This is a genomic window from Pseudomonas sp. S9, from assembly GCF_000222125.1.
Taxonomy (GTDB): Bacteria; Pseudomonadota; Gammaproteobacteria; order Pseudomonadales; family Pseudomonadaceae; genus Aquipseudomonas; species Aquipseudomonas segetis.
This window is the reverse complement of sequence record NZ_AFFX01000006.1, coordinates 180,529-207,238: the sequence shown is the minus strand read 5'-3', so window position 1 is coordinate 207,238 and position 26,710 is coordinate 180,529. Positions and strand designations below refer to the sequence as shown.

At 58.2% G+C, this 26,710-nt stretch carries 20 protein-coding genes and 5 pseudogenes; 11 read left to right on the top strand and 14 right to left on the bottom strand.

Going from position 1 to position 26,710, the window contains the following annotated elements; all coding sequences use genetic code 11:
• Positions 1-12 precede the first annotated feature (12 nt).
• Complete coding sequence (locus PSES9_RS0114305) at positions 13-1,056, bottom strand: AraC family transcriptional regulator (protein ID WP_029529568.1); 1,044 nt, start codon at positions 1,054-1,056, stop codon at positions 13-15.
• 217 nt (positions 1,057-1,273) lie between these two features.
• On the opposite strand from PSES9_RS0114305, the gene PSES9_RS0114300 reads away from it, so the two are divergent.
• Both PSES9_RS0114300 and PSES9_RS0114295 read left to right on the top strand, forming a co-directional pair.
• Complete coding sequence (locus PSES9_RS0114300; RefSeq protein WP_010487973.1) at positions 1,274-2,245, top strand: TAXI family TRAP transporter solute-binding subunit; 972 nt, start codon at positions 1,274-1,276, stop codon at positions 2,243-2,245.
• A gap of 124 nt (positions 2,246-2,369) precedes the next feature.
• Positions 2,370-4,940, top strand: a complete 2,571-nt coding sequence (locus tag PSES9_RS0114295; protein ID WP_010487972.1) for a TRAP transporter permease — start codon at positions 2,370-2,372, stop codon at positions 4,938-4,940.
• 108 nt (positions 4,941-5,048) lie between these two features.
• Here PSES9_RS0114295 and PSES9_RS23665 read toward each other — a convergent pair whose 3' ends face one another.
• From PSES9_RS23665 to PSES9_RS0114280, 3 genes are all read right to left on the bottom strand, one after another.
• A complete protein-coding gene (locus tag PSES9_RS23665; RefSeq protein WP_010487971.1) occupies positions 5,049-6,125 on the bottom strand; it encodes a hypothetical protein in 1,077 nt (358 codons plus the stop codon).
• A gap of 425 nt (positions 6,126-6,550) precedes the next feature.
• On the bottom strand, positions 6,551-7,462 hold the full coding sequence (gene pbpG / locus PSES9_RS0114285; RefSeq protein WP_029529567.1) for a D-alanyl-D-alanine endopeptidase: 912 nt from the start codon (positions 7,460-7,462) through the stop codon (positions 6,551-6,553).
• Positions 7,463-7,824: 362 nt separating this feature from the next.
• A complete protein-coding gene (locus PSES9_RS0114280; protein WP_010487960.1) occupies positions 7,825-8,733 on the bottom strand; it encodes a choline sulfate utilization transcriptional regulator in 909 nt (302 codons plus the stop codon).
• 113 nt (positions 8,734-8,846) lie between these two features.
• Between PSES9_RS0114280 and betC the strand changes: the two genes are divergently transcribed.
• The 3 genes from betC (at position 8,847) to PSES9_RS0114265 (ending at position 13,145) form a co-directional block, all read left to right on the top strand.
• Positions 8,847-10,361, top strand: a complete 1,515-nt coding sequence (betC, locus tag PSES9_RS0114275; RefSeq protein ID WP_010487959.1) for a choline-sulfatase — start codon at positions 8,847-8,849, stop codon at positions 10,359-10,361.
• Between the two features lie 94 nt (positions 10,362-10,455).
• A complete protein-coding gene (gene choX, locus PSES9_RS0114270; RefSeq protein WP_010487957.1) occupies positions 10,456-11,379 on the top strand; it encodes a choline ABC transporter substrate-binding protein in 924 nt (307 codons plus the stop codon).
• A gap of 197 nt (positions 11,380-11,576) precedes the next feature.
• Positions 11,577-13,145: a SulP family inorganic anion transporter gene (locus PSES9_RS0114265; protein ID WP_010487955.1), complete on the top strand. Its 1,569-nt coding sequence runs from the start codon at positions 11,577-11,579 to the stop codon at positions 13,143-13,145.
• Between the two features lie 8 nt (positions 13,146-13,153).
• On the opposite strand, the gene aroE is transcribed toward PSES9_RS0114265, so the two are convergent.
• From aroE to hemF, 3 genes and pseudogenes are all read right to left on the bottom strand, one after another.
• Positions 13,154-13,975: a shikimate dehydrogenase gene (gene aroE / locus PSES9_RS0114260; RefSeq protein WP_010487953.1), complete on the bottom strand. Its 822-nt coding sequence runs from the start codon at positions 13,973-13,975 to the stop codon at positions 13,154-13,156.
• A gap of 44 nt (positions 13,976-14,019) precedes the next feature.
• Positions 14,020-14,607, bottom strand: a pseudogene (locus PSES9_RS23660) (transglycosylase SLT domain-containing protein).
• 20 nt (positions 14,608-14,627) lie between these two features.
• Positions 14,628-15,542, bottom strand: coding sequence for an oxygen-dependent coproporphyrinogen oxidase (gene hemF / locus PSES9_RS0114250; RefSeq protein WP_010487951.1), 915 nt, complete (start codon positions 15,540-15,542; stop codon positions 14,628-14,630).
• 194 nt (positions 15,543-15,736) lie between these two features.
• On the opposite strand from hemF, the gene PSES9_RS0114245 reads away from it, so the two are divergent.
• A complete protein-coding gene (locus PSES9_RS0114245) occupies positions 15,737-16,714 on the top strand; it encodes an NADPH:quinone reductase (protein WP_010487948.1) in 978 nt (325 codons plus the stop codon).
• Between the two features lie 39 nt (positions 16,715-16,753).
• Here the strand turns inward: PSES9_RS0114245 and PSES9_RS0114240 are convergent, their stop codons facing one another.
• The 4 genes and pseudogenes from PSES9_RS0114240 to PSES9_RS0114230 all read right to left on the bottom strand — a co-directional run bounded on the left by PSES9_RS0114240 (position 16,754) and on the right by PSES9_RS0114230 (position 19,829).
• Positions 16,754-17,311, bottom strand: a complete 558-nt coding sequence (locus PSES9_RS0114240; protein ID WP_010487946.1) for an L-threonylcarbamoyladenylate synthase — start codon at positions 17,309-17,311, stop codon at positions 16,754-16,756.
• 97 nt (positions 17,312-17,408) lie between these two features.
• Positions 17,409-18,371: pseudogene (dprA, locus tag PSES9_RS23655) on the bottom strand (DNA-processing protein DprA); the annotation flags it as partial.
• Positions 18,372-18,392: 21 nt separating this feature from the next.
• Positions 18,393-18,717 (bottom strand): annotated as a pseudogene (locus PSES9_RS23650) (DNA-processing protein DprA); the annotation flags it as partial.
• An 86-nt stretch (positions 18,718-18,803) separates the two neighbouring features.
• On the bottom strand, positions 18,804-19,829 hold the full coding sequence (locus PSES9_RS0114230; protein WP_029529566.1) for a LysM peptidoglycan-binding domain-containing protein: 1,026 nt from the start codon (positions 19,827-19,829) through the stop codon (positions 18,804-18,806).
• A gap of 153 nt (positions 19,830-19,982) precedes the next feature.
• Between PSES9_RS0114230 and def the strand changes: the two genes are divergently transcribed.
• The 5 genes and pseudogenes from def to PSES9_RS0114205 all read left to right on the top strand — a co-directional run bounded on the left by def (position 19,983) and on the right by PSES9_RS0114205 (position 24,553).
• On the top strand, positions 19,983-20,489 hold the full coding sequence (def, locus tag PSES9_RS0114225; RefSeq protein WP_010487937.1) for a peptide deformylase: 507 nt from the start codon (positions 19,983-19,985) through the stop codon (positions 20,487-20,489).
• 90 nt (positions 20,490-20,579) lie between these two features.
• Positions 20,580-21,521, top strand: a complete 942-nt coding sequence (gene fmt, locus PSES9_RS0114220) for a methionyl-tRNA formyltransferase (RefSeq protein ID WP_010487935.1) — start codon at positions 20,580-20,582, stop codon at positions 21,519-21,521.
• Positions 21,521-22,834 (top strand): 16S rRNA (cytosine(967)-C(5))-methyltransferase RsmB, encoded by a 1,314-nt coding sequence (gene rsmB, locus PSES9_RS0114215; protein ID WP_010487933.1) that lies wholly within the window; start codon positions 21,521-21,523, stop codon positions 22,832-22,834. Before fmt ends, rsmB begins: the two co-directional genes overlap by 1 nt.
• A gap of 12 nt (positions 22,835-22,846) precedes the next feature.
• Positions 22,847-24,221 (top strand): annotated as a pseudogene (gene trkA, locus PSES9_RS23645) (Trk system potassium transporter TrkA).
• Between the two features lie 11 nt (positions 24,222-24,232).
• Entirely contained in the window at positions 24,233-24,553 is a 321-nt protein-coding gene (locus PSES9_RS0114205) for a tetratricopeptide repeat protein (RefSeq protein ID WP_010487931.1), read from the top strand.
• A gap of 87 nt (positions 24,554-24,640) precedes the next feature.
• Here PSES9_RS0114205 and PSES9_RS23640 read toward each other — a convergent pair.
• The 3 genes and pseudogenes from PSES9_RS23640 to PSES9_RS0114190 form a co-directional block, all read right to left on the bottom strand.
• Positions 24,641-25,325, bottom strand: a pseudogene (locus PSES9_RS23640) (7-cyano-7-deazaguanine/7-aminomethyl-7-deazaguanine transporter).
• Positions 25,326-25,451: 126 nt separating this feature from the next.
• A complete protein-coding gene (locus PSES9_RS0114195; RefSeq protein WP_010487929.1) occupies positions 25,452-25,715 on the bottom strand; it encodes a PilZ domain-containing protein in 264 nt (87 codons plus the stop codon).
• A 62-nt stretch (positions 25,716-25,777) separates the two neighbouring features.
• Positions 25,778-26,665 carry a lysophospholipid acyltransferase gene (locus PSES9_RS0114190; RefSeq protein WP_010487927.1) on the bottom strand — a complete coding sequence of 296 codons (888 nt, stop codon included), beginning with the start codon at positions 26,663-26,665 and terminating at the stop codon, positions 25,778-25,780.
• Positions 26,666-26,710: the final 45 nt, after the last annotated feature.

Genomic DNA, 26,710 nt, shown 5'->3' with positions numbered 1-26,710 from the left:
ATGCCACGGCGCCTAGCTTGATGTTTCGCCCGGGCGACTGACCCGCGCCCTGTATCCCCCGGGGGACAAGCCGGTCCATTGGCGGAACGCCCGGAAAAACACGCTGGGCTCGGAGTAGCCCAGCAGCAACGCGATCTCGGCAGCCGGCAGCTTGCCGCTGCTCAGGTGCCTTTCGGCAAGCTGCCTGCGGGTGTCGTTGAGCAGTTGCTGGTAGCTACAGCCTTCATCGGCCAACCGCCGTTGCAACGTGCGCTCGCTGAGGTTCAAGGCGCGGGCCAGTTCACCGCGGTGCGGTTCGCCATGGGCCAACTGCTCACCCAGCAGCGCCACTACGCGAGTACTGATACCTGTGCCTGGCAAGCGTGCCAGCAGTGCTTCGGCATGCTGGCGCAGCAGAGCCTGTAGCGGCTGATTGGCCTGAATCAGGCAGGCATTGCGCAATTGATGGGGCAAGACAATCGCATACTCGGCGCAATCAAACTGCAAGTCGCAGGCGAAGATCTTGCGGTAAGGGTCGAGGTCGTCAGGCTGCCCGTGGGCAAACTGCGCGCTGATCAGGTAAAAATCATCCAGTAGCGGATCGAACATCTGCACCCAGCACGCCATCAGCGCCATCACGCGTGTCCGCGTAGCGGGCTGGCCAGGGTGCAGGGGGCGATATTGTATCTGCAGGCCCTCGGCCAACTCCTGTACATGAATCTCACCACCTTCACCGACCAGGCGTTGGTAGCGCATGCCGGCCTTCAGCGCATCATCGAGCGTTTGGCTGCTTTGCAACAGATAACCAAGCACGCTGAATGGCCCAGGCGCCAGGTTGACCCCAATTGCCAGCCCGGGCTCGGTCAGGTGCAAGCGACTGCCAAGCAGCTGCCAAAGATGCTCCTGAACCGTAAAAGGCACACGGGCATCCGGGTCCAGCAGTTGCGTCTCCGTCAGGCCACAGTCAAGCAGCAGGGCCTCACGACTTAGCCCAAGGCGAGTGGCGGCATGCAGCACCGCCAAGGTAATACTGGCGCTGACGGAGGCATGTGGATGGCTAAGCGAGGATTTTTGCATGCCGGGGATTTTGCCCAATGCAGCCGCCTTACGATAGTGCAAATCACAATGACATCAACCAGGCTGGCAGTCAGCCATTTTGTTGGACGTTCGCTCCAAAATGGCGCAAAAACGAAATGTGCCGTGCACGACGCTCTAGAACGGTTAAACTTTCATCCTTCCGCTATGCTCAAAAGGCATCAGAGGGATCACAATAACCAAGAAAGGAGAACTCCCCATGAAAGGCAAATCCTTAGCATGGGTTCTGTCGGCTGCACTCGCAGGCATTACTCTGAGTGGCGCAGCGCAGGCCGAAGAAAAATTCATCACCATCGGCACGGGTGGCCAGACGGGTGTCTATTACGTGGCGGGTCAGTCGATTTGCCGCTTTGTAAACCGGGGCAATGCCGACCATGGCATCAAGTGCAACGCACCGGCTAGCGGCGGTGGCGTAGCTAACGTCAATGGCCTGCGCAGCGGCGAGTTCAGCTTCGGTATCATGCAGTCCGACCACCAGTTCAAAGCACTCAAGGGCCTGCCGCCATTTGAGGCTGAAGGCGCAATGGATGACATCCGCGCAGTGTTCTCCCTGCAAAGCGAGGTTTTCACCATCCTCGCGCGTCGTGACGCCAACATCAAAACCGTTGATGACCTCAAGGGCAAACGCGTCAATATCGGTAACCCTGGTTCCGGTCAGCGCGACACCCTCGAAGAAATCATGCGCGTCAAAGGCTGGGACAAGTCGGCATTCTCGCTGGCAGCCGAGCTCAAACCAGCTGAGCAGGCTTCTGCCCTGGGCGACAACAACATCGATGCAATGACCTACTTCGTGGGCCATCCAAACGGTGCGATCCAAGAAGCAACCACCACCACCGACGCGGTACTGGTTCCAGTTTCTGGCCCGGACATCGACAAGCTGCTGGCTGAAAAAACCTACTACACCAAGGCTGAAATCCCAGGCGGGATGTACAAAGGCAGCGATGCCCCAACCCAGTCAATCGGTGGTAAAGCCGTTCTTTCGACCACCGCTAAAGCGGATCCGGAAGTGGTCTACCAGTTGGTCAAGTCGGTATTCGACAACATTGATCGTTTCAAGCGTCTGCACCCTGCATTTGCCGACCTGAAAGAGCAAGACATGATCAAAGTCGGCCTGACAGCCCCTCTGCACGAAGGCGCTATCCGCTACTACAAAGAACGCGGCTGGATGTAATCGGTCGCTTGTGTGCTCATTCGTGAAGAGCACACAACTGGACTAGCCTTACGTGAAGCAAGCCCGCTAGCCGATGGCTGCGGGCTTTGCTGTTTAATGAATTCTTGAATGCAGGTTCCACTCCATGGATGAAAAACAACTATCCACTGAAGAACTGATTGCCCAGGACGTTGGTGCGCGCTTGCCAATCGGAGCGATGGCGACAGTAATCACAGGCTTGGCTCTGCTGTGGTCGCTGTTTCAGCTCTGGATTGCATCGCCGCTGCCGTTCATTTTCGGTTTTGGGGTGCTTAACGATACTGAAACCCGGGCCATTCACCTGGCGTTTGCCTTGCTCCTGGCGTTTCTGGCGTATCCGGCTTTTAAAAAGTCTCCGCGTGACTATGTCCCGGCAATCGATATTGCCCTGGGGCTGGTAGCAGCGGCCAGTGCGGCCTATCTATTTATTTTCTATCAGCAATTGGCGCAACGCCCCGGCAGCCTGACCACCGCCGACCTGGTAACGGCATGCGTCGGTATTCCGTTGCTGCTCGAAGCCACGCGTCGTGCCCTTGGCCCGCCACTGGCAATTATCGCCCTGCTGTTCCTTATCTACAGTCTGGCCGGGCCTTATATGCCGGGCTTGCTGGCGCATCGCGGCGTGAGTTTCACCGCAATGGCCAACCACCAGTGGATCACCACCGAAGGCGTATTTGGTATCGCCCTGGGGGTATCCACCAGCTTTGTATTCCTGTTTGTATTGTTTGGCGCCCTGCTCGAGCGTGCCGGTGCTGGTCACTATTTCATCCAGCTGGCATTCAGCATGCTTGGCCACCTGCGCGGCGGCCCAGCGAAAGCGGCGGTTGTGGCATCGGGCCTGACCGGCATGATTTCCGGCTCCTCGATCGCCAACGTAGTCACCACCGGTACCTTTACCATTCCGATGATGAAGCGCACCGGTTTTTCCGCGGAGAAAGCTGGTGCGGTTGAAGTGGCGTCATCGGTTAATGGCCAGATCATGCCGCCGGTCATGGGCGCGGCCGCATTCCTGATGGTTGAATACATCGGCATGTCCTATGTCGAGATCATCAAGCACGCATTCCTGCCTGCAGCGATTTCCTACATTGCCCTGCTCTACATCGTCCACCTCGAATCCTTGAAGCTTGGCCTGCAGCCGATTGGCGGCCACGTGCCCAAGCCCTGGCTACGCCGCATTACCGGCTTTGCTTTCGGGGTTGCCTTGATTTCCGGTATTTCGCTGGCGGTCTATTACGGCCTTGGCTGGCTCAAGCCTGCGCTGGGTGAGTATGCCCTGCCCGGTATTGGGGTGCTGCTGGCGGTCGTCTACCTGGGACTGCTGAAGGTTGCCGCAAGCGTTGCACCGCTGCCACCGGAAGACCCTGATGCGCCGTTGGAGTCACTGCCGAAAACCCGTGCAGTGCTGCTCAGCGGCTTGCACTTCCTGCTGCCGGTCGTTGTGCTGGTGTGGTGCCTGATGATCGAGCGCCTGTCACCCGGCTTGTCGGCATTCTGGGGCAGCGTAATGCTGACCATCATCCTGCTGACGCAACGTCCGCTGCTGAGCTGGTTGCGCACCGATGGCACGCATGAGCATGGCACCTTCAAGGATGGCGTTATCGACCTGCGCGAAGGCCTGATTGCAGGTGCACGCAATATGATTGGTATCGGCATTGCCACTGCCGCCGCAGGCATCATCGTCGGCGCGGTCTCGCAAACCGGGGTTGGCCTGGTCCTGGCCGACCTGGTTGAGCTGCTGTCGATGGGCAACCTGTTGCTGATGCTGGTGTTGACTGCCGTTTTCAGCCTGATCCTCGGAATGGGTTTGCCGACCACCACCAACTACATCGTGGTTTCAAGCCTGCTCGCCCCAGTGGTGGTAACCCTCGGCCAGCAAAACGGCTTGATCGTGCCGCTGGTGGCTGTGCACTTGTTTGTCTTCTACTTCGGCATCATGGCTGACGGAACCCCCCCTGTCGGCCTGGCTTCTTTCGCTGCGCCCGCCGTGTCAAAGGGCGACCCGATAAAGACCGGTATCACGGCGTTCTACTACAGCCTCAGAACCGCAGCGCTGCCATTCCTGTTCATCTTCAACACTGACCTGCTGCTGATAAACGTGGATTTCTGGCACGGCGTGCTGATCTTCATTGTCGCAACCGGCGCAATGTTGATATTTGCGGCTGGCACCCAGGGCTACTTCCTGGTCAAGAGTCGCTGGTACGAAAGCATTCTGTTGCTGCTCGTGGCATTCACCCTGTTCCGTCCCGGCTTCTGGATGGACATCGTGCATGACCCCTATCGCAACATTGCTCCGGCCGAGTTCTCCCAAGCATTGGGCAATGTGGAAGCCGGCAGCAAGCTGCGCATGCGTATCCGCGGTGAAGATGCAGTGGGTGATCCCCGTGAATTCTCCATCCTGCTGCCAGTGCCGGAGGGCGCAACCGGCGATGAGCGCCTGACCAAGCTGGGCCTGCAGACCTACATGGATGGCGACAAGGTGCTGATCGACAATGTCACCTTCGGCAGCCCTGCGGCAGACGCCGGCCTGGAGTTCGACCAGCAAATCCTGATGGTACGTGCTCCGACCGCAAACTGGCAGAAGGAGCTGATGTGGATTCCAGGGCTGTTGCTGTTTGCCTTGGTGGTCTGGCTGCAGCGGCGCCGACGCGAGCCAGAGCCGCAACCCGCTCTGGTGTAACAGCCCGCGCGCCCACTAAAAAGGCCAGCCCGACTGATCGGACTGGCCTTTTTATTTATCTCCGAAAACCCTGGGCTTTAGTACAACGCCCAGTGCCCAGATGAACAATCAATAACTTTTAAATGGGTTGGCAATAACGGGAATAAACATGAATCTCAAGTTCCAGTCCGCATCGTATTCGTCACCCTTGACCACGCTGTATTGCATTTCCACGGCAAAACGCACCGGCAGTTTATTAATTTTAATGACATTGGAGTAACCCAGGCCAATTGGGAAATTAACTTTCTCGCCGCTGTCCGCTTTCCAGTTAACTCTGACGTTTGGCGTCATGCCAACCAACTCGGTGCCGCTGAGGCGGTAATTCAAAAAGTACTGGATGTCCGACTGGCTGGTATCTTCACGGTCATCATCACCGGCGTAGGACCACCAATGCTGGGCCAGCACTCCCACGTTCCAGCCTCCCGGGTTTGGCGCAAGCGAGGCAAGCAGCACCGCCGGTCCCGCCTGGTATTTACCCTGTCCCAGAACATCCTCTTCAGCGGTTGGGAACAACTGGGTGACACCTGCGCCCCAGACCAACCCGTCGTCGCGCGCTGGCCCTGTCAAAGTCAGCCAGACCAACCCGTCGTCGCGCGCTGGCCCTGTAAAAGTCAGAAAGCCTGTATCGCCAAAGCCGGTTGTACGACCGTTATAGGGATAGTTATGGCTTAGCAGCTTATCCGTTGGAATGTCCCCGGCACGCCCCTGTAGAGCGTCTCCGAAGCTATCATCGAGAGGTGATGACTGGTATTGCACCACCGGACGTACAATCAGGTTCCATTCGTCGTCACCCACGTCAAATGGGAATGACATGACCGGCTGGAATTTTGTCGAGTTAGCCCAGCGCCCATTGCTGGGTAATGCGTCGTTGTCGCCGTCCATATGGGTGTAGTCATTCTGAAACCACAACATCCAGGCGGCGCCCAATGGATTGGCTGTCGCCTTGGCCAGCTTTTCCAACTCCGCAGCGTCCGGCCCGGCAGTGTCGCTGCCCTGGGGTTTGGTTGAGTCGCTATCTTCAGGCCCGCTACCCGGTAACTGGACCGCAGAGGTCTTCTCGTCTGCGGGTAGCGATTGCGCCAGAACGGCGCTTGGAAGCACACTTGCTATGCCACAGACAAAGGTTAAACAGGTCGGTAGATTCATTGTAAACACTCCCTTTTTAAACGAATCTCCTGTCAGGCAGAACTACAAGAAGCACTAACAGGCTTCTGATTAGTTGAAGACAATCAACTAAGCACGCAAGAGTCTAATATGACCCTGCCCATGCAGTGAACATAGTAAATAGACTATTGACCTGCGTCATATAATATTTAACCGAATTCACCCATCTCAAATACAAGCATTCTGCAAATACTCGACATATCTAATTTAAACCGGCATTGGTTATTGCACTCACTCCGGATAACGAACCTCTGGAAAAGGGAGTGAACGAAGATAGGACAAGGCGTAACAGCAGCCAAACCAAGCACTGTGGTTTTTCAGGGGATTCTGTCTGATTGGATGGCCTGGGGAAGGCCATCCGGGCGGGAAAGGCGCCCTCCAGGAGCGCCCTCGACTCGACGTGAGTATCAGCGCTGCGCTTGCATCTGGCGCTGAGCCTGCTTTTGCTGGCGATAGGCAATAGCCGCTGGCGGAACCGGGGTTATGGCGCCGGTTTCCATCCACTTTTTCAAGCGATTCGCATCGGCCATATGGGTGTACTTGCCGAATGCATCAAGTACCACAAAGGCCACCGGGCGCTTATTCATCACCGTGCGCATCACCAGGCAATGGCCAGCCTCGTTGGTGTAGCCCGTTTTAGTCAACTGGACACTCCAGTTTGCCTTGCGCACCAAACCGTTGGTATTGCGAAAACCCAGGCTGGTGTTGGGTTTTCGGAAAGCCACGGTTTTATCGTCGGAGGTACTGAGCTCGCCGAGCAACGGATAATTGCGCGTGGCCTTGAGCAGTAATACCAGGTCGGTCGCGGTCGAAACGTTATGCGGCGACAGGCCGGTCGGCTCAACATAATGGGTATTTCTCATGCCCAGCGACCGTGCCTTGGCATTCATTGCGGCAATAAATGCAGTCTGGCCACCCGGATAATGATGGGCGAGGCTCGCCGCAGCACGGTTTTCAGATGACATCAGCGCCAGCAGCAACATGTTGCGACGGCTGATCTCGCTGCCAACCCGTACCCGGGAGAATACCCCGCGCATTTCCTGGGTGTCGGCAATATTGATGTCGAGCATCTCGTCCATCGGTAACTTGGCGTCCAGGGTAACCACGGCGGTCATCAGCTTGGTCACCGAGGCGATGGGCAGCACCATATTGGGGTTACTCGAATAAAGCACCTTGTTGGTATTCAGATCGACCAACAACGCACTACCCGCCGCAAGTTCTTGACGAGCAGTAGCTTTAGTCGCGGCCTGCACATTTGATGTAGCTACTACGCTGCTGCAAACCAGCAACAAACTGACTATCGAATGACGAATTTTCAAGAGAAGCTCACCGAGCAAAATGGAAAGAGCCTGAACCCTGCGTTCAAGCACATGGAAAACCTCTGAATCACCTCGCAGGTGATGTTGCCTAACGCTGGAAAGCGGCTTCGTTAAGTTGACCTTACTTTAGTACGGCCTCAAGGGACCGGCAACATCGATCAAAGGCGCATGAACAACCGGTAAATCGAACACAACCGCGCTGACGGCGGCCTATGGCTGTTGCGTGTTACACCTTGCACCTACGCTGTCTGCGGCATGCTTCAGAGGGGCCTCAAGTATACGGAAATCATCCTGGGTTCTTGGAGCCCCCTGCCCCGATGATGTTCATACCTTTCGTCTGCAAAGCACACAAAATAACGGGTTCAAGTCCCTGCCAGCTCACCTTGCAGCCAATCGACGAACTGCTGGGTGATACGTTGTCGGCGCTTGCGCTCGGGCAGCACCAGGTAATAACCCAACCCTGAGCGCGCCTGGCCCTCACAGGCGCGGCACAATAACCCCTGCTCCAGCAACTCATCGACCAGATAGCGCCAGCCGATTGCCACACCCTGGCCGGCTATCGCAGCCTGGATCAACAAGGTGTAATTGTCGAAACGCAAACTGCCCGGGCTCGGCGCCTCGGCAATACCTAGCGCGTTGAACAAGCCTTGCCAGTCATACCAGCTGGCACGACTTTCTGGGCGTAAATGCAACAATGGCAGTTGTGCCAACAGCGCCGGCGCCACAGGCTGCGCATGGTCCTTGAGTAACTGCGCGCTGCATACCGGGTAGCCCTCTTCAGCGAACAGCAGCTGCGACTGGCCGTTCTTGACCCGACCATCACCCAAGGCAATCGCCACATCAATTTCAGCCGATAGGGCTCCAAGATCCCGCTCGCCAGTCAGCAGGCTGACATCCACCTCGGGGTACAGCTGGTTGAAGCGCTTGAGCCGAGGCATCAACCAATACGCCGCGAAGGCAAAATCAGTCGCCACCTGGAGCACCTCGTGTTGTTGCTGCGCGGTGACCGCTCGCAACCCTGCATCGAGCGTGCCCAGGCCGTCCTGGACATAGCTCAGCAGCTGCTCGCCCGCCTCGGTCAAAACGATGCCCCGATAAACCCGGTCAAAAAGCCGGGTATGAAGACGTTGCTCAAGACGCTTGATCTGCTGGCTGATCGCTGGCTGGCTTGTGCCCAGTTCAAAGGCGGCGGCGGTGAAACTCAGTTGGCGAGCGGCGGACTCAAAGACTCGCAGCACATCAAGGGACAGGTCATTGAAGTGTCCATACATAAGCTGAAGTTATCCAAGCTATGTGTTTGATATGGGTTTACCCCAGTTTTCGTTGACTTGATTATAGATACCGCACTGTCGCATAAATTTTTTATATGGAATACAGGCCTGCCATGAAACGACCCAACATCCTCTTCATCATGGCCGACCAGATGGCCGCACCTATCTTGCCGCTGCACAATGGCAAGTCGCAGATCAAGATGCCAAACCTGATGCGCCTGGCCGAATCAGCCGTGGTTTTCGATTCCGCCTATTGCAACAGCCCGCTGTGCGCGCCATCGCGCTTCACCTTGGTCAGCGGCCAGTTACCGAGCAAAATCGGCGCCTACGATAACGCCGCAGACTTGCCCGCGGATGTACCAACCTACGCGCACTACTTGCGTTTGCTCGGCTATCACACGGCCTTGTCGGGCAAGATGCACTTCTGTGGCCCGGACCAGCTGCATGGCTATGAACAGCGCCTGACCAGCGACATTTACCCAGCGGACTACGGCTGGGCAGTCAACTGGGATGCGCCCGAAGAGCGCTTGAGTTGGTACCACAACATGTCTTCGGTACTGCAAGCCGGGCCATGCGTGCGCAGCAACCAGCTGGACTTCGATGAAGAAGTGGTGTTCAAGGCCCAGCAGTACCTTTACGACCATGTACGTACGGGCGCTGACCAACCGTTCTGCCTGACCGTATCCATGACCCATCCCCACGACCCCTACACCATCACCCGGGAGTTTTGGGATATGTATGAAGGTGTCGATATCGACTTGCCCGAACACTTCATCGAGCAAGACCAGCAAGACCCACACGCCAAGCGAGTGATGAAAGTCATCGACCTGTGGGATAAGCCGATGCCCGAAGACAAGATCAAGGATGCCCGCCGCGCCTATTACGGCGCATGCAGCTATATCGACAACAACATTGGCAAGCTGCTGAAAACCCTGAAGGACTGTGGCCTGGACGATGACACCATCATCGTTTTCTCAGGTGATCATGGCGATATGCTTGGCGAGCGCGGCCTCTGGTACAAGATGCAGTGGTATGAAATGTCTGCCCGCGTACCCATGCTGGTACATGCGCCCAAGCGTTTTGCGGCGAGGCGCATCAGCCAATCGGTATCGACCATGGATTTGCTGCCGACCTTCGTTGAACTTGCAGGCGGCAAGGTTGATCCAGACCTGGCGCTTGATGGGCGTTCCCTGCTCCCGCATCTGGAAACCGGCTCAGGTCACGACCAGGTATTGGGCGAATACATGGCTGAAGGCAGCAACAGCCCACTGATGATGGTTCGCCGCGGCGACTACAAGCTGATCTTCTCGGAGGTCGTCCCACTGATGCTGTTCGATGTGCGCAATGATCCCCAAGAACGCGAGAATCTCGCCAACTCGGCCGATCACCAAACCGTACTCGCCAGCTTGCTCCAGCAAGCCTGGGACCAATGGGATATTCCCGCGATCCACAAGGCGACACTGGCCAGCCAACGCCGTCGCCGCTTCGTAGCCCAGGCCCTTGGCCAGGGCGCACTCAAGAGTTGGGATCCCCAGCCAATGGTCGATGCCAGCCAGCAGTACATGCGCAACCACATCGACCTCGACGACCTTGAGCGGCGTGCACGCTATCCTCAGGTGGACGCTTGATAACCCGAGGATTTTTATCAATCAAATTGAACTGCCATCACTGACTGCCGTCAGCTAAATGCCGAGGCAGGAAAACTACAAATAAGGAGAAGGCATGAACACACTCACACCCCTCGTTGCAGGTAGCCTGTTACTGGCTGCCAGCATAGGTGCCCAGGCCGAAGACGCAAGCTGCGGTACGGTCAAGCTAGGTGATCCAGGCTGGAGTGACATTGCCGTTACCAATGGCGTCACCAGTTTCATCCTCGACAGCCTGGGCTACCAAAGCCAAACCCAGACGCTGGCGGTGCCAATCATTTTCGCCGGCTTGCAAAAAGGACAGGTCGATGTGTTCATGGGCAACTGGATGCCGGCCCAGCAAAGCAACTACGACAAGTTTGTCGCCAGCGGCAAGGTCGACAATCTCAAGCAAAACCTGACCGGCACTGAATACACCCTCGCAGTGCCGACCTATGCCTACGAGGCTGGGGTCAAGACCTTTGCCGACCTGAACAAGTTTGCCGACAAGTTCGACCATAAGCTCTACGGCATCGCCTCCGGCTCACCGGGAAATGAGTCGATCCGCAAGATGATTGAAACAAACGACTTCAACCTCAAGGACTGGAAGCTGGTTGAGTCCAGCAAACAAGCCATGCTGGTTCAGGTCGGCCGGGCAATAAAGCGCGACCAGTTCGTGGTATTCCTCGGCTGGACACCACATCCGATGAATGTGCAGTACGACATGAAGTACCTCAAGGGCGGCGAAGCCTACTTTGGTGAAACCGGCAGTGTGAACACCCTCGCCCGCAAAGGGGATGCACAACAGTGCCCGAATGTGGGCAAACTGCTGAGCAACCTCAGCTTCACCCAGGAGATGGAAAACTCGGTGATGGATAAGGTGCTGAGCAAGCAGGCGAGCAACAGCGAAGCCGTCAAGGCCTGGATGAGCGCCAATCCAGAGGTGGTCAAAGGCTGGCTTGAAGGGGTCAAGACCCTCGACGGCGGCGACGGTCTTGAAGCGGTTCAAGCCAAGCTATAAACCCATCGCGGGCTGGCGGGCTTGGTCAGAGACCACCAGCTGGCGGCGAATGAATTCAGATACCAACAGTAGATTTATCCACACAACCTGGAACTAATTGAAATAGCCGAGGCGGAATACGCCATACTGATGCCTATTGTTAAGTTGTTTAGGGCTCTGCATCCCATGCATCGCAACTCAAACGTTACCCTTCGCTAATGCGTCGACCTAGCCTACAAAGCCTGTTGCCATTCCTGCGCTGGCTAACGAACACCAGCCGCAAGACCCTGGGCAACGACGCACTGGTCGGCTTGACCGGAGCAATCCTGGCATTGCCACAATCGATCGCCTACGCGCTGATCGCCGGGCTGCCACCCGAGTACGGCCTGTACGCGGCGATCGTGCCGGTGATCATTGCCTCGCTCTGGGGCTCTTCCTGGCACCTGATCTGCGGGCCAACAGCAGCCATTTCCATTGTTTTGTTCACCAGCGTCAGCCCGTTGGCCAAGCCCGGCAGCGATGACTTTGTTGCACTTATCCTGCTTCTCAGTTTTATCGCCGGGCTGTTCCAGTGGCTGCTGGGGCTGATGCGCTTTGGAGCCCTGGTCAACTTCGTCTCACACTCGGTGGTGCTGGGTTTTACCCTTGGCGCGGCCGTAGTGATTGCCTTGGGACAACTGCCAAACTTGCTCGGCATCGATATCCCCAGTCAGAAAACCGCACTGAGCACAGTGGTCAATATCAGCCAGCACCTGGGCGAGAGCGACTGGCGCTCCATAGGGCTGGCGGCATTTACTCTGGCCGTCAGCTTGCTGTGCAAGCAGCTCTGGACACGTTCTCCAGCCTTGTTGATCAGCCTGGTGGCGGGCAGCCTGGCGGTAGCTGCCCTGCCGCAGCTGCTCGGTCATGTCACACTGGTCAGCCCATTCGAGGGCAAGCTACCGCCACTGGTATGGCTCGATTTCGATCTAGAAAACGTACTGCAATTGCTGCCGGCCGCCATTGCGTGCGGCATGCTCGGACTTGTCACCAGTCTGTCGATCGCCCGTTCGCTGGCGACCAAGTCGCAACAGTTCCTTGATGCCAACCAGGAGGTTCGCGCCCAGGGCTTATCCAACATCATCGGTCCATGGTTTTCCGGCTCGCTGTCGGCCGGCTCGTTCACCCGCTCTGCACTCAACCTTCAAGCGGGCGCACGCTCGCCACTGGCTGGGGTTTTCTCGGCCATTCTGGTGGCACTGTTTGCCTTGTTCGGCGCCCAGTTGATCGAGCACATCCCACTGCCGTGCATGGCGGCGGGCATCCTGCTGATCTGCTGGGGGTTACTGGACATTGCCGGGGTCAAGGCACTGTACCGGGTGAGCCGTTCGGAATTCCTGGTGATGCTGCTAACCCTGACCGCGACACTGGTAATGGAGTTGCAAACGGCAATCTACGCCGGTGTTCTGGCTTCGCTGTTCTTCTACCTCAAACGCACCTCGCAACCGCGAGTGAAGTTTTGGCAGGACGGCGATGAAGAGTTGTTGCGGGTCGAAGGCTGGATATTTTTTGGTGCCTGCCACTACTTGCAGCAGATCATACAACGCAGCCGTGGCGAACGGGTGATTATCGACGCGCACCACGTCAACTTCATTGATTACGCCGGGATTGAGATGCTTCATCAAGAAGCACGGCGCCTGCGCGGGCAAAAGCGCAGCTTGATCCTGCGCCGGGCGCGGCCACAGGTGATCGAGGAAATCCAGAAGCTACAGGGCGCGGAGCAATGCCCTGTTATTTTCGAGGATTGACCAGGCCTCTATGCGGCCAGCAAGCGCCGTAGCTCAGCCAGCACCGCTGCCGTTGCCGGACGCACGCCACGCCAGATGAAGAACGCCTCGGCGGCCTGCTCAACCAGCATGCCCAGGCCATCAATGGTGCGCGCAGCGCCTTGCTCGGCCGCCCAACGATTAAACGCCGTGGGTTCATTGCTGTACATCATGTCGTAGCACAGGGTGTGCCCAGGCTTGATCAAGCTGCTGGCAATCGGCGGGACATCGCCAGCCAGGCTTGCCGAAGTACCGTTGACAATCAGGTCTACCGGCGCATCAATCCAGTCAAAGCCGGAGGCTGCGATAGGGCCCAGATCTGCGAATTGCCGGGCCAGTTGCTCGGCCTTTTCAACCGTACGGTTGGCAATCACCACGCTGCCTGGCTGCTCGGCCATAAAGGGCTCGATGATGCCTCTGACAGCGCCGCCCGCCCCCAATATCAAAATGCGCTTGCCGCGTAGAAAGAACCCGGCATTGATCTGGAGATCGCGCACCAGCCCGGCACCATCGGTGTTGTCACCGACCAGCGTGCCGTCCAGGAGCTTTTTCAAGGTATTGACCGCACCTGCCCGCTGCGCTCGTGCAGACAAGCTGTCCGCCAGGGCAAAGGCCTGCTCCTTGAAGGGCACGGTAACATTGGCACCCTTGCCTTCGGTGAAGAAGTCCCGAGCGAAGTCACTGAAGCCATCAAGCGGCGTCAGCAGGGCTTCATAGCTCAGCTGTTGATTGGTTTGCTCAGCAAATAAGCGGTGGATCAAGGGCGACTTGCTGTGGCCGATTGGATTACCGAATACGCCGTAACGGTCCATGTTGGGGTCCCCGCTGTTAACTTCTGGCAATGACGCAGCAGGCCTTACCACCAGCTGCGGTTTCTCTCCAATTCGTTCCGGCACTGCTTCAGTTGCCAGCCATAGTTCTTCGCTTGCTGCTCGACCTTGCGAGCAACCTGCATCAGCCAGGGTTTACTGCGATAGGTCCCCCGGCTGTAGCCGCCGCGCCCTTCGTGATAAGCCAGGTACTGATTGTATGCATCCCACTTGGACACGCCCAGGGTGCGCTGCGTGCCGTTGGTATACCAGCCGACAAACATGATTGAATCTTAAAAATAATCTCGCGAGCCGCCGTTGCCGGTCTGGTCTTTGTACTCGCCCCAAACCGGGTCCTGGGCCTGTGCATAACCATATGCCGAGCTGACCCGGCCCCAGGGAATGACCCACAGCAAATAAGCCCGAGGCGGCAAGGCGTCTTCGACGAAGCTGCTTTCTTGCTTGATGATCGCCATCGCCACGTTCATCGGCGTGCCGTAGGCGTTTTGCATGTCCAGTGAATCTTCGTACCAGTCCGGGTACTCACGGTAGATATTGCACAGGTTGCTCTGGTCTTTTGGGGGTGCCGTCGAGCACCCGGTCAGCAACGCTAGCGCTGCCAACAACCCGGCAATAGGTCCCCGAGCGATAATATTCAAACCTTGACCAGCCAGTCTCGGTCCGTCAGGTAGTACTCGGTCAACCGCGCCTCTTCAGTGCCCGGCTCGGCTTTCCAGTCATAGCCCCAGCGCACATGGGGCGGCAGTGACATCAGGATCGACTCGGTGCGCCCGCCCGACTGCAAGCCGAACAGGGTGCCTCGGTCATAAACCAGGTTGAACTCCACATAGCGTCCGCGACGGAAAGCCTGGAATTCGCGCTGTTGCTCGGTGTACGCCATGGCCTTGCGGCGCTGGACGATGGGCAGGTAAGCCTCGAGATAGGCATCGCCAATGGCGCGCAAAAAAGCAAAGCTGGTGTCGAAGTCCCATTCGTTCAAGTCATCGAAGAACAGGCCGCCAATCCCGCGCGGCTCATTGCGGTGCTTGATGTGGAAGTAGCGATCGCCACACTCTTTGTAGCGTGGATAGACGTCGGCGCCGAATGGATCGCACGCTTTTTGCGCAACACGATGCCAATGCACACAGTCTTCTTCATTGGCGTAATAAGGGGTCAGGTCAAAGCCGCCGCCAAACCACCAGACGGCTTCTTCACCCTCTTTCTCGGCGATGAAAAACCGTACGTTCGCGTGTGAAGTCGGCACATGAGGGTTGGTTGGATGAATCACCAGCGACACGCCCATGGCCTCGAAACCGCGACCGGCCAGCTCAGGCCGATGCGCACTGGCAGAAGGTGGTAGACCAGTGCCGAATACGTGAGAAAAATTGACCCCGCCTTTCTCGATCAGCCCGCCGTTCTCGATGACCCGCGTGCGACCACCGCCACCAGCAGGTCGCTGCCAGGCGTCTTCGATGAATTGACTGCTACCATCTTCGGCCTGCAAGGCTGCGCAAATACGGTCTTGCAGGTCCAGCAAATAGGCTTTTACAGCCTCAGTACGATCACTCACGCTACCACCTTGGAAAGCAGGTTAAGCCGCACGGCTTGAGTTATGCGACGAAATCGGCGCACAGCATACCATTTGCACCCCGGTGATCGCAGTCGACTCGAGTCAATTCGACGATAGATGCCCGGCAATGGGTGCCAAAACAGGCTGGTGCGTGCATCATTAGGCAACTAACTTATCCTGAGATGGAGCCTGCAATGTCCAAGCGAATCCAATTTAGCAGCCACGGCGGCCCTGAAGTACTTGAGTTCGTTGACCACCAGCCCGCAGCGCCTGGAGCCGGTGAAGTTCGTGTGCAGAACCAAGCCATTGGCCTTAACTTTATCGACACTTACTTTCGCAGCGGCCTGTATCAGCCACCTGCATTGCCGTCGAGCTTGGGCACTGAAGGCGCTGGCGTTGTTGAAGCCGTGGGGGCTGGCGTCAATCAATTCCAGGTAGGCGACCGCGTCGCGTACGCCACCGGCCCAGTGGGTGCGTACAGCCAGTTGCATGTATTGCCCGCCAGCAAACTGGTGAAGCTGCCAGACAGCATCAGCTTCGAACAAGCCGCAGCCGTCATGCTCAAGGGCCTCACCGTGCAATACCTGCTGCGCCAGACCTTTGAATTGAAAGGCGGTGAAACCGTGCTCTTTCATGCCGCTGCGGGCGGTGTTGGCTCATTCGCCTGCCAGTGGGCCAAAGCCCTCGACGTCAAGCTTATCGGTACGGTTAGCACCGCTGAAAAAGCCGAGCGCGCCATGCAGCAGGGTGCCTGGGCAACCATCAACTACAGCCATGAAAATGTTGCCGAACGCGTGCTTGAACTGACTGATGGTAAAAAATGCCCGGTGGTGTACGACGGGGTCGGCAAGGACACCTGGGCAACGTCGCTGGACTGCGTAGCGCCGCGTGGCCTGCTGGTCAGCTTTGGCAACGCCTCTGGGGCGGTCAGCGGCGTGAACCTGGGGATTCTGGCGCAAAAAGGCGCCCTGTACGTCACCCGACCAACCCTGGCCAGCTACGCCGACACCCCTGAGCGCCTGCAGGCCATGGCCGACGAACTGTTCGGCATGATCAGCAGCGGCAAGCTGGATGTCGAGATCAACCAGCGCTACCCGCTGGCTGAAGCGGCCCAGGCGCAAATTGCCCTGAGCGCTCGCCAGACCACTGGCTCGACGATTCTGTTGCCATAAGCCGGGGGCCACTCACTTACCGAGGTGAGTGGCGTCCAGTCATGAAGGCCGCACCACGTCGCCACTGATCAGGTCGCGAATCAGGCTTGGGTTCTTGCGGCCACCCAAGGCACCGTTCAAGACCTTGTCGAGCTGGCCCGGAAAGTACTGCTCGATCCGCAAGCGACTGCGCGCCGCAGGACGACCCGCGGGGTTGGGGGAAGTCGATACCAACGGGCCGGTGAGGGGGCATAGCTCACGCACCAGCGGATGATCGCTGACCCGCAGGGCAACGCTGTTGTGCTGGCCTGTGATCCACTGCGGCAAACGGTCCTGATGCGGAACCAGCCAGGTTGTACGCCCCGGCCACATGCTGGCCAGGCGGTCTTGCCCGATGTCCGGCAGGTCTTCAATCAGAAAATCAAACTGGCGAATAGTGTCCGCAACCAGAATCAGGCCTTTGTTCATCGGCCGGTTTTTCAGCGCCAGCAAGCGCTCGACCGCCAACTCATCCCAGGGGTCGCAACCCAGTCCCCAGACTGCTTCGGTCGGATAGGCAATCACGCCCCCTTGCATCACCACCCGCGCGGCTTGCCGTACTTGCCAGCTATTGACCATCATTCGTGCTCCGTTGAACCCTGCTGCGCAGTGTATCTAAGCCGAATAACAATTGACCAAGCAAGCCCTCAATTTTCCAAGGTTTTTTCAGAAACGGCTAAGAGCGCGGGCAGGCATACCAGCGTCCGGCTTCGCAGCTAACCCGACCATCCAGCTCAAGCTCGGTCAATGCCGCCAACACTTCACTCAAGGGCAAACCGCTGCTAAGCGCCAACGCCTCGCTGCTTTGCGGCGCAGCCAACAACAGCTCGAACAAGGGATGACTGGCTGGGGTAGGGGGCTCAACAGTTGCCGGGCCATGTTGCCAGCCGCGCAACGCTTCGAGAATATGCTCGATGCTCTCGACCAGTGTCGCACCCTCGCGAATCAACTGATGACAGCCCCGTGCGCCTGGATGATGAATCGAACCAGGAATCGCATAGACTTCACGGCCTTGCTCAGCGGCCAGCCGCGCGGTAATAAGCGAGCCACTCGAAGGACTGGCCTCGACCACCAGCACGCCCAGCGACAAGCCACTGATGATCCGGTTTCGCCTGGGGAAGTTGCTCGCATGCGGCGGGCTGCTCAAGGGCAGTTCGGAAACCAGGGCGCCCCCCTTGGCGATGATATCTGCCGCCAGTGGACGATGCCGGGCGGGGTACATGTGCTGTAAACCTGTCCCGAGCACCGCAACCGTCTTGCCCTGGGCGTCCAGGGCCCCTTGATGCGCCGCGCCATCAATGCCGAGGGCCAGGCCGCTGGTGATCACAAATCCACCCGCCGCCAGATGCTTGGCAAAGTTGTGCGCAGTATCCAGGCCCGGCTTTGAAGCACGCCGACTGCCGACCATGGCCAGCTGCGGTCGCTCAAGCAAAGTGGCATCACCACGGATAAACAACAACGGCGGTGCATCGCCAAGTTCAGCCAGCAGCGCCGGATAGTCGTGCGAATCCCACATCAACACTTGATTCTCAGGCGCTTCCAGCCAACGCAGGGTCCCATTGGCTTGCTCGCGCACTTCGTGGCTGCGCCGGGCGTCGCTACAGGCAGTGGGCAACCCGAGCGAGCGCCAGGCAGAAGCGACGGATAACCAACAACGGCGGTGCATCGCCAAGTTCAGCCAGCAGCGCCGGATAGTCGTGCGAATCCCACATCAACACTTGATTCTCAGGCGCTTCCAGCCAACGCAGGGTCCCATTGGCTTGCTCGCGCACTTCGTGGCTGCGCCGGGCGTCGCTACAGGCAGTGGGCAACCCGAGCGAGCGCCAGGCAGAAGCGGGCGCACTGAGCGCAGAGGAGGCCGAATCGAAGGCGTCGATGAGCTTTTTAAATCGCCTTGGCCCGAGTTCAGGCAGGCAATGCAAACGGATCCGAGCTTCTATCTCGGCAGGGGAAGGTGCAGCGGTTTTGCTGGAATATTGCGACATGCGGATCATCCTTGATCGGTCGCGCCATAGGCCCGTTGCAGTGCAGCCTATGGCTAAAAGCCCAGCATTTGCTGGGCTTTTAGAGGTTACGGGTTACGCACTTTGTCGAGCACCGCCAGGTTGCGGCTGGCATGCAGGAACCAGCCATAGCTGAGCCTGTTATAGGTGCGGAACACCATCATCAGGCCTGCGCGCTCGTCCGGGATCTTCACCGACTCTCCGGTAATGCGGTCGCGTACGGTTTCACCCGTCTTGTATACCGCCAGCACGTTGCCGCCAACCAGTCCGTCGTGCGCGCCCTTGTTGATGGTCACCACATCAACCTGGCCAATCTGGTTGACACCGCGCGGCACGTCGATTATCAGGCCCTTGACTTCACCTGCAGGCTCGCTGGGCATGAATTTCGAGTTGATCGCACGCTCTTCTTTGACGAACAGACGGTCGCCGTTGCGCACTTCCTGGGTGCTGCGACGCAGCTCCATGGTACCGATATCACCTTCCTCGGCAACAATCTCACCGCCACCGATGTCGTCGGCATTGATACCCAGGAACTCTTTGGTTTCGGGGTCGAAGTAGCTCTTGCCCTGACGGAAAATCCCGTAGTTCGGGGTCGTGGTGCTGAACTTGCCACGGGCGTAGATGCGATCGCCCGCACCGCTGACAACCCGCTCGGCGTCACCGGCGACGATATAGGGGGCACGCTCGAAATCCTTTGGATCATCGACAATGCGGTTGTACAGCAAGAAACTGTTGATCGCCTCGAGCGGAATAGTCGGGATGGCCTCTGCCATCGGCGTGCTGCGCACTTTTGGCGACAGCTTGATGGTGCCACGCGACGCGCCGCGATTCAGCACCAGGCGTGGCTGGCCATCGACATACACCAGGCTCAGCGTATCGCCAGGGTAGATCAGGTGCGGGTTTTCAACCTGTGGGTTGGCGTGCCAGATCTCTGGCCACTTCCAGGGTTCACGCAGGAATCTACCGGAGATATCCCATAGAGTATCGCCCTTGACCACTGTGTAACGATCCGGATGACCGTCCTTAAGTTGCACATCTGCCTGGGCCAAACCGCCAGCTGCAAGTAGCAGCAAAGCGAGTAGTGATTTCCTCATGCGGTGAATCCCTTTATTATGTGTCTTCTGTGAAGCGCCCTAGCGCCACAACGTAACCCCAATAGAAATGCGGCGTGAAGCTGCTTTTCCAAGCTGCGCATCATCTTAGCAGCGGATTTTGACTTTATTCCACAAGTGCATCACACAACGCATATGGCGATTTTAAACATCCTCGAATTTCCCGATCCACGTTTACGCACCATTGCTAAGCCAGTGGATGTGGTCGATGACGATTTGCGTCAACTGATCGACGACATGTTCGAAACCATGTACGAAGCGCCGGGCATCGGGCTTGCTGCCACGCAGGTCAATGTCCATAAGCGTTTGGTGGTTATGGACCTGTCTGAAGATCGCTCTGAACCCCGGGTTTTCATCAATCCGGAGTTCGAGTCGCTGACCGAAGAAATGGACCAGTATCAGGAAGGTTGCCTGTCTGTTCCCGGTTTTTACGAAAACATCGATCGCCCACAGAAAGTTAAGGTCAAAGCACTTGATCGCGACGGCAAACCCTACGAGCTAATCGCCGAAGGCCTGCTCGCCGTATGCATCCAGCACGAGTGCGATCACCTCAATGGCAAGCTGTTTGTCGATTACCTGTCTACGCTCAAGCGTGACCGGATTAAAAAGAAGCTTGAAAAGCAACACCGTCAGCAAGCTTGATCGATGGCTTACAAAGGCTTGCTGCGGCAAGCCTTTTTATTTGCAGCAGGCGAGGGCGGCAAGCCCTGTACCTGAGTTTAGCGAGACCCCATGACCGACTCTTTACGCATCATTTTTGCCGGCACCCCGGAATTCGCCGCCGAGCACCTAAAGGCCCTGCTTGGCACCAAGCACCAGGTTATCGCGGTCTACACCCAGCCGGATCGACCTTCCGGCCGCGGACAAAAGCTGATGCCGAGCCCGGTAAAGCAACTCGCCCTGCAACATGAAATACCGGTTTATCAACCGCAAACCCTGCGCGACAGCGACGCCCAAGCCCAACTGGCAGCACTCAACGCCGATCTGATGGTGGTGGTGGCCTACGGCCTGATCCTGCCGCAAGCAGTACTCGACACCCCCCGCCTGGGCTGCATCAACAGCCATGCCTCCTTGCTGCCGCGCTGGCGCGGCGCGGCTCCGATCCAACGGGCGATCGAGGCGGGCGATGCCGAGTCCGGCGTCACCGTGATGCAAATGGAAGCAGGGCTCGATACCGGCCCCATGCTGCTCAAGGTCAGCACCCCGATTAGCGCCGAAGACACCGGCGGCAGCCTGCATGACCGCCTGGCGCGCCTGGGCGCCGACGCGGTCATTGAAGCCGTTGATGGTCTGGCTGCGGGTTCGCTGGTTGGAGAGATTCAAGATGACAGCCTGGCCACCTACGCCCACAAGCTCAATAAGGAGCAGGCACGTATCGACTGGACGCGCCCGGCTGATGAGCTGCAACGCCTGATTCGCGCATTCAACCCGACGCCGATCTGCCACAGCACGCTCAATGAAGCGCCAATAAAGGTGCTCGGCGCCGAATGTTGCGCAGGACAAGGCGCGCCTGGGATGATTCTCGACGCAAGCAAGCATGGCCTGAGCGTCGCTTGTGGCAGCGGTGCGCTGCTACTTACTCGCCTGCAACTGCCGGGTGGCAAGGCACTCAACTTCGCCGACCTCTACAACAGCCGTCGTGAATACTTCACCGTCGGCGCGGTACTGGTTTGATGAACCCACGCCTCGCCGCCGCCAAGGCCTTAAGCGCAGTACTGTCTGGCAAGGCTTCATTGGCCAGCAGCCTGCCGCCGCAACTGGATAAAGTCGAGCCCCGGGATCGTGGCCTCACCCAGGATCTGGCCTTCGGCACCGCTCGCTGGCAGCCAAGGTTGTCGGCACTGGCCGAAAAGCTTCTGCAAAAGCCCTTCAAGGCGGCGGACAGAGACGTCGAAGCCTTGCTCCTGGTCGGCCTGTATCAACTGCTCTACACCCGGATTCCGCCGCACGCCGCATTGGGCGAGACAGTCGGCTGCGCTGAAAAATTGAAGAAACCCTGGGCCAAGGGCCTGCTCAACGCCGTATTGCGCCGCGCCCAGCGCGAGGCCGAACCACTGCTGGCCGAGATGGAGCGCGACCCCATGGTGCGCACTGCCCATCCGCGCTGGCTGCAAAAATCCCTCAAGGCTTTCTGGCCCGAGCATTGGGAAGCCATCTGCGCCGCCAATAACGCCCATCCACCGTTGATTTTGCGAGTTAATCGTCGCCACGGCAGTCGAGATGCCTACTTGCAAGAGCTGCAAGCCGCCGGCATCGAGTGCATGGCATGCGCCTTCAGCCCCGATGGCATCCGCCTGGCCCAAGCCTGCGACGTGACCACGCTGCCCGGCTTCGCCGAAGGCCGGGTGAGCGTGCAGGATGAAGCCGCGCAACTGGCCGCAGACCTGCTTGAACTAGCCCCGGGCCAGCGCGTACTCGACGCCTGCTGCGCACCAGGCGGCAAAACCTGCCACATCCTCGAAGTCGAACCTGGGCTGGCAGGCGTGGTGGCCATCGACCTGGAACCCAAGCGGCTGGTGCGGGTGCGCGAGAACCTGGCGCGTCTGAAGCTGGATGCCGAATTGATTGCCGCTGATGGCCGGGCTGTGGATAACTGGTGGGATGGCCACTCCTTCCAGCGGACCCTGCTCGATGCACCCTGTTCGGCGACCGGCGTGATTCGCCGCCACCCCGATATCAAGATTGCCCGCCAGGCCGAGGATATTCCGGCCTTGGCGCAATTACAGGGCGAGTTGCTCGATGCCTTGTGGCCAACGCTGGCCGTTGGCGGCATCATGCTATATGCCACATGCTCGACCTTGCCGACAGAAAATAGCCAAGTGATAGAAGCGTTTCTGGCCCGCACCCCAGGCGCACGTGAACTCGACATTGCCGGGCCTTTTGGCCTGCACCAGCCCCATGGCCGCCAATTGCTTGCACAAGAAGATGGTCATGACGGTTTTTACTATGCCAAGCTGATCAAGATCGCCGCGACACCCCGCGGCTGAGGAAGGAATCGGATGAAAATCATCATTCTTGGTGCCGGGCAAGTTGGCGGCACGCTGGCCGAACACCTGGCCAGCGAAGCCAATGACATCACCGTGGTCGACACCGACGGCGACCGCTTGCGTGATCTAGGCGATCGCCTGGATATCCGCACCGTACAGGGTCGCGGCTCGTTCCCAACCGTCTTGCGCCAGGCTGGCGCCGACGATGCCGACATGCTGGTTGCCGTGACCAACAGCGACGAGATCAACATGATCGCCTGCCAGGTCGCCTACACCCTGTTCCATACGCCGACCAAGATCGCTCGCGTGCGCGAGGCGGCCTACCTGACCCGCAGCGGCCTGTTCGACAACGAAGCCATTCCGGTCGACGTGCTCATCAGCCCCGAGCAGGTCGTGACCAACTACATCAAGCGCCTGATCGAGTATCCGGGCGCGCTGCAGGTTATCGACTTCGCCGAAGGCAAGGCCCAGCTGGTTGCGGTCAAAGCCTATTACGGCGGCCCCCCGGGGGGGCAGGCGGCCCCCCCAAATGCGCGAACATATGCCCAATGTCGATACCCCCGTTGCCGCCATCTTCCGCCGTAACCGGCCGATCATGCCCAAGGGCGATACGGTCATCGAGGCTGACGACGAAGTATTCTTCATCGCCGCCAAGGCGCATATCCGTGCGGTAATGAGCGAGATGCGCCGCCTGGAAGACAGCTACAAGAAGATTGTCATTGCCGGTGGTGGCCATATTGGCGAGCGCCTGGCGGAAGCCATCGAAAGTCGCTACCAGGTGAAGATCATCGAGATGAACCCGGCGCGCTGCCGCTACCTCTCGGAAACCCTGGACAGCACCATAGTGTTGCAGGGCAGCGCCTCGGACCGTGATTTGCTGGTCGAAGAAAACATCAACGATGCAGACATCTTCCTCGCCCTGACCAACGACGACGAAGCCAACATCATGTCGTCCTTGCTGGCCAAGCGCATGGGCGCGCGCAAGGTGATGACCATCATCAACAACCCGGCCTACGTCGACTTGGTCCAGGGCGGGGATATCGATATCGCCATCAGCCCGCAGTTGGCAACCATCGGCACCTTGCTCACCCACGTGCGCCGGGGCGATATCGAAAGCGTGCACTCGCTGCGCCGGGGCGCGGCCGAGGCGATCGAGATGATTGCCCACGGCGATGCCAAGTCGAGCAAGGTGGTCGGGCGCGAGATCGGCAAAATCAGCCTGCCGCCGGGCACCACGATTGGCGCGGTGATTCGCGATGAGGAAGTGCTGATCGCCCATGACAACACCATGATCCAGAGTGGCGACCATGTAATTCTGTTTCTGGTCGACAAGAAATACATCCGTGATGCCGAGAGCCTGTTCCAGGTCGGCTTGACCTTCTTTTAGAGAGCAGGCCGATGCTTGAGTCACTGGAAAAAATGCTGGCCAAGGGTGTGGATAACTCATTGCTGCGCTTTGGCCTGGGCAAGGCTTATCTTGATGCTGGTAACCCGGCGCTCGCGGCCGAGCACTTGCAACGCTGCGTCGAGCTCGATCCCAAGTATTCAGCCGCCTGGAAACTGCTTGGCAAGGCGCTGCTCGACGATGCTCAGCCAGGCGCGGCACGCAAGGCGTGGGAGCAGGGCATAGCCGCAGCCCAGGCCCATGGCGACAAACAAGCGGAGAAGGAAATGACCGTTTTTCTACGCAAGCTGGATAAGCTCAACAGTCAAGCCTGAACCCCAACAGTTGGCGTTATCGGCCAATGCGCAATAAAAAAGGCCCGGCGAGCCCTAGCTCGAACCGGGACTTTTTATTTGCCGGGTTTAAGCCGCAGGAACTGCCCGCCCTTGGAGCAGGCGCGCAATTGCACCGAGCAATACACCGTATAGCGGTACAAACAAGACCAGGCTCACGGTCAGCTTGATGGCGTAGTCGACGCTGGCGATCTCGACCCAATGCTCGGCCATGAACGGATCGCTGCTTTCAATGCTCGGCCATGAACGGATCGCTGCTTTGCCAGAAGGCGATGGAGAAGAACACAAAGGTGTCAAGCAGATTGCCCAGGATGGTCGAGGCTGTCGGTGCAACCCACCACTGACGCAGACGGCGCATGCGGTCGAACACCTGGATATCCAGTAACTGACCCAGCACATAGGCGCAAAAACTCGCCAGCGCGATGCGGCCAACGAATAGGTTGAACTCCTGCAGCGCCGCAAAGCCTGAAAACACACCGTCCTGATACAGCACCGAGACCACATAGGAAGCCAGCAACGCTGGCAACATCACCCGCGCAATGACCTTCCGCGCCGGAGCCTTGCCCAGCAAACGCACGGTCAGGTCAGTGGCCAGGAAGATAAACGGAAAGCTAAACGCGCCCCAGGTGGTGTGCCAGCCGAAAAGGGTAATAGGCAACTGCACCAGGTAGTTGCTGGCGATGATAATCAGGATATGAAACGCGATCAGCGCCACCAAAGCGGGTCGGCGGATCGTTGTCAGAGTGCTTTGCATGTGAGCCTTTTTAAGTTTTATGGGGTGAGGGAACCCATTTCGATAATGCCGCGCCTATGCGACGCGCGGCATTTTAGCGAATACCTGACTCACAAGATAGGTTTTAAGCACTTTACTGACAATTGGTCATTCAGTGACGAAACGCAAACCCACACCCTCGGCGTCGACACGGGTTACCACCATCTGCAAGATTGGCGCTTCGATTGGCATGCCCTGCACCTGGCCTGTAACCACATCACCCAGTTTCAGCGAGCGCAGCGCTTCATGCTTCACATAGACGCCACCGTCGGACAGGTCTCGGGTCTGGGCGATAACATCAGCAAAGTCCGGGTGGCTGATCTTGATCATGCACTTCATCGTTGTTCGCGGGTGCTGGCGGTTGTTCGACATGGCTACGGCGATCCTCTGATTAACGACTCGATAGCCTGAAGACAGCCTCAGGCGTAACTACATCAGTACCACTTGGCTTCGCCCTCTGGGCGCTTCTTGAAACGTTTCATGGTCCACATGTACTGGCTTGGGGAGGCGAGGACATAACGACCAATGACTTCGCTCATGGCGGCTACACCCACGGCAATATCCTCGCTGTACATGGCTTCCGGTGCGGCTTCGAGAATGACCTTATAGCCGCTGCCGTCTTCCAGGCGCAACGCATGCAGGAAAACACCAACCGCCTTGCCGCCAGTGAGCATGCTGGGCACAAATTTGCTGGTCAGCGCCACAGTGCCTAGAAAGGGTACGAATACACCGCTGGAAAGACTGGGCTCGGGGTCTGCAGGAATTCCTACCGAACCGCCCTTGCGCACCTCTTTGATCACACTGAGGATGCCTTCTTTGGTCGAGGCGGCGACCCGGTTACCCATTTGCACGCGCTGCTTCTGCAGCAGGTCGTCCACTGCCTTGAGCTTGGGCGGACGGTAGAAAATGATCGGCTTGCACTGCGAGCAATAGAAGTGGTTGAGCACTTCCCAGTTACCCAGGTGGCTGGTGATGCCCACCACGCCCTTGCCCGAAGCGAGGGCCTGTTCTAGGACCTCAAGGCCTTCGACTTCACGGATCAAACCGAGCGACTTCTGCGCTGGCCAGATCCATGCGCAGGCACTTTCGGTCAGGGTTTGACTGATGCCCCGCAGGGTTTGGGCCAGTAACTTCTGATGCCCAGCCTCATCAAGCTCCGGGAAACACTTCCTCAGGTTGGTGCTGGCAACCTCACGCGAGCCATTGGGCAGCTTGTACATCAACCAGCCGATAGCGGCACCGGTTGCCTGCACTGCGCGCCACGGCAGCAGCGCAAACAGGCGCAGAAAGCCTACAACCAGTGCACCTTTGAACTTCTCCACAGGCCACTCCCCCAGGATCAAAAAGCCTATTGTACCGCTCTGCGC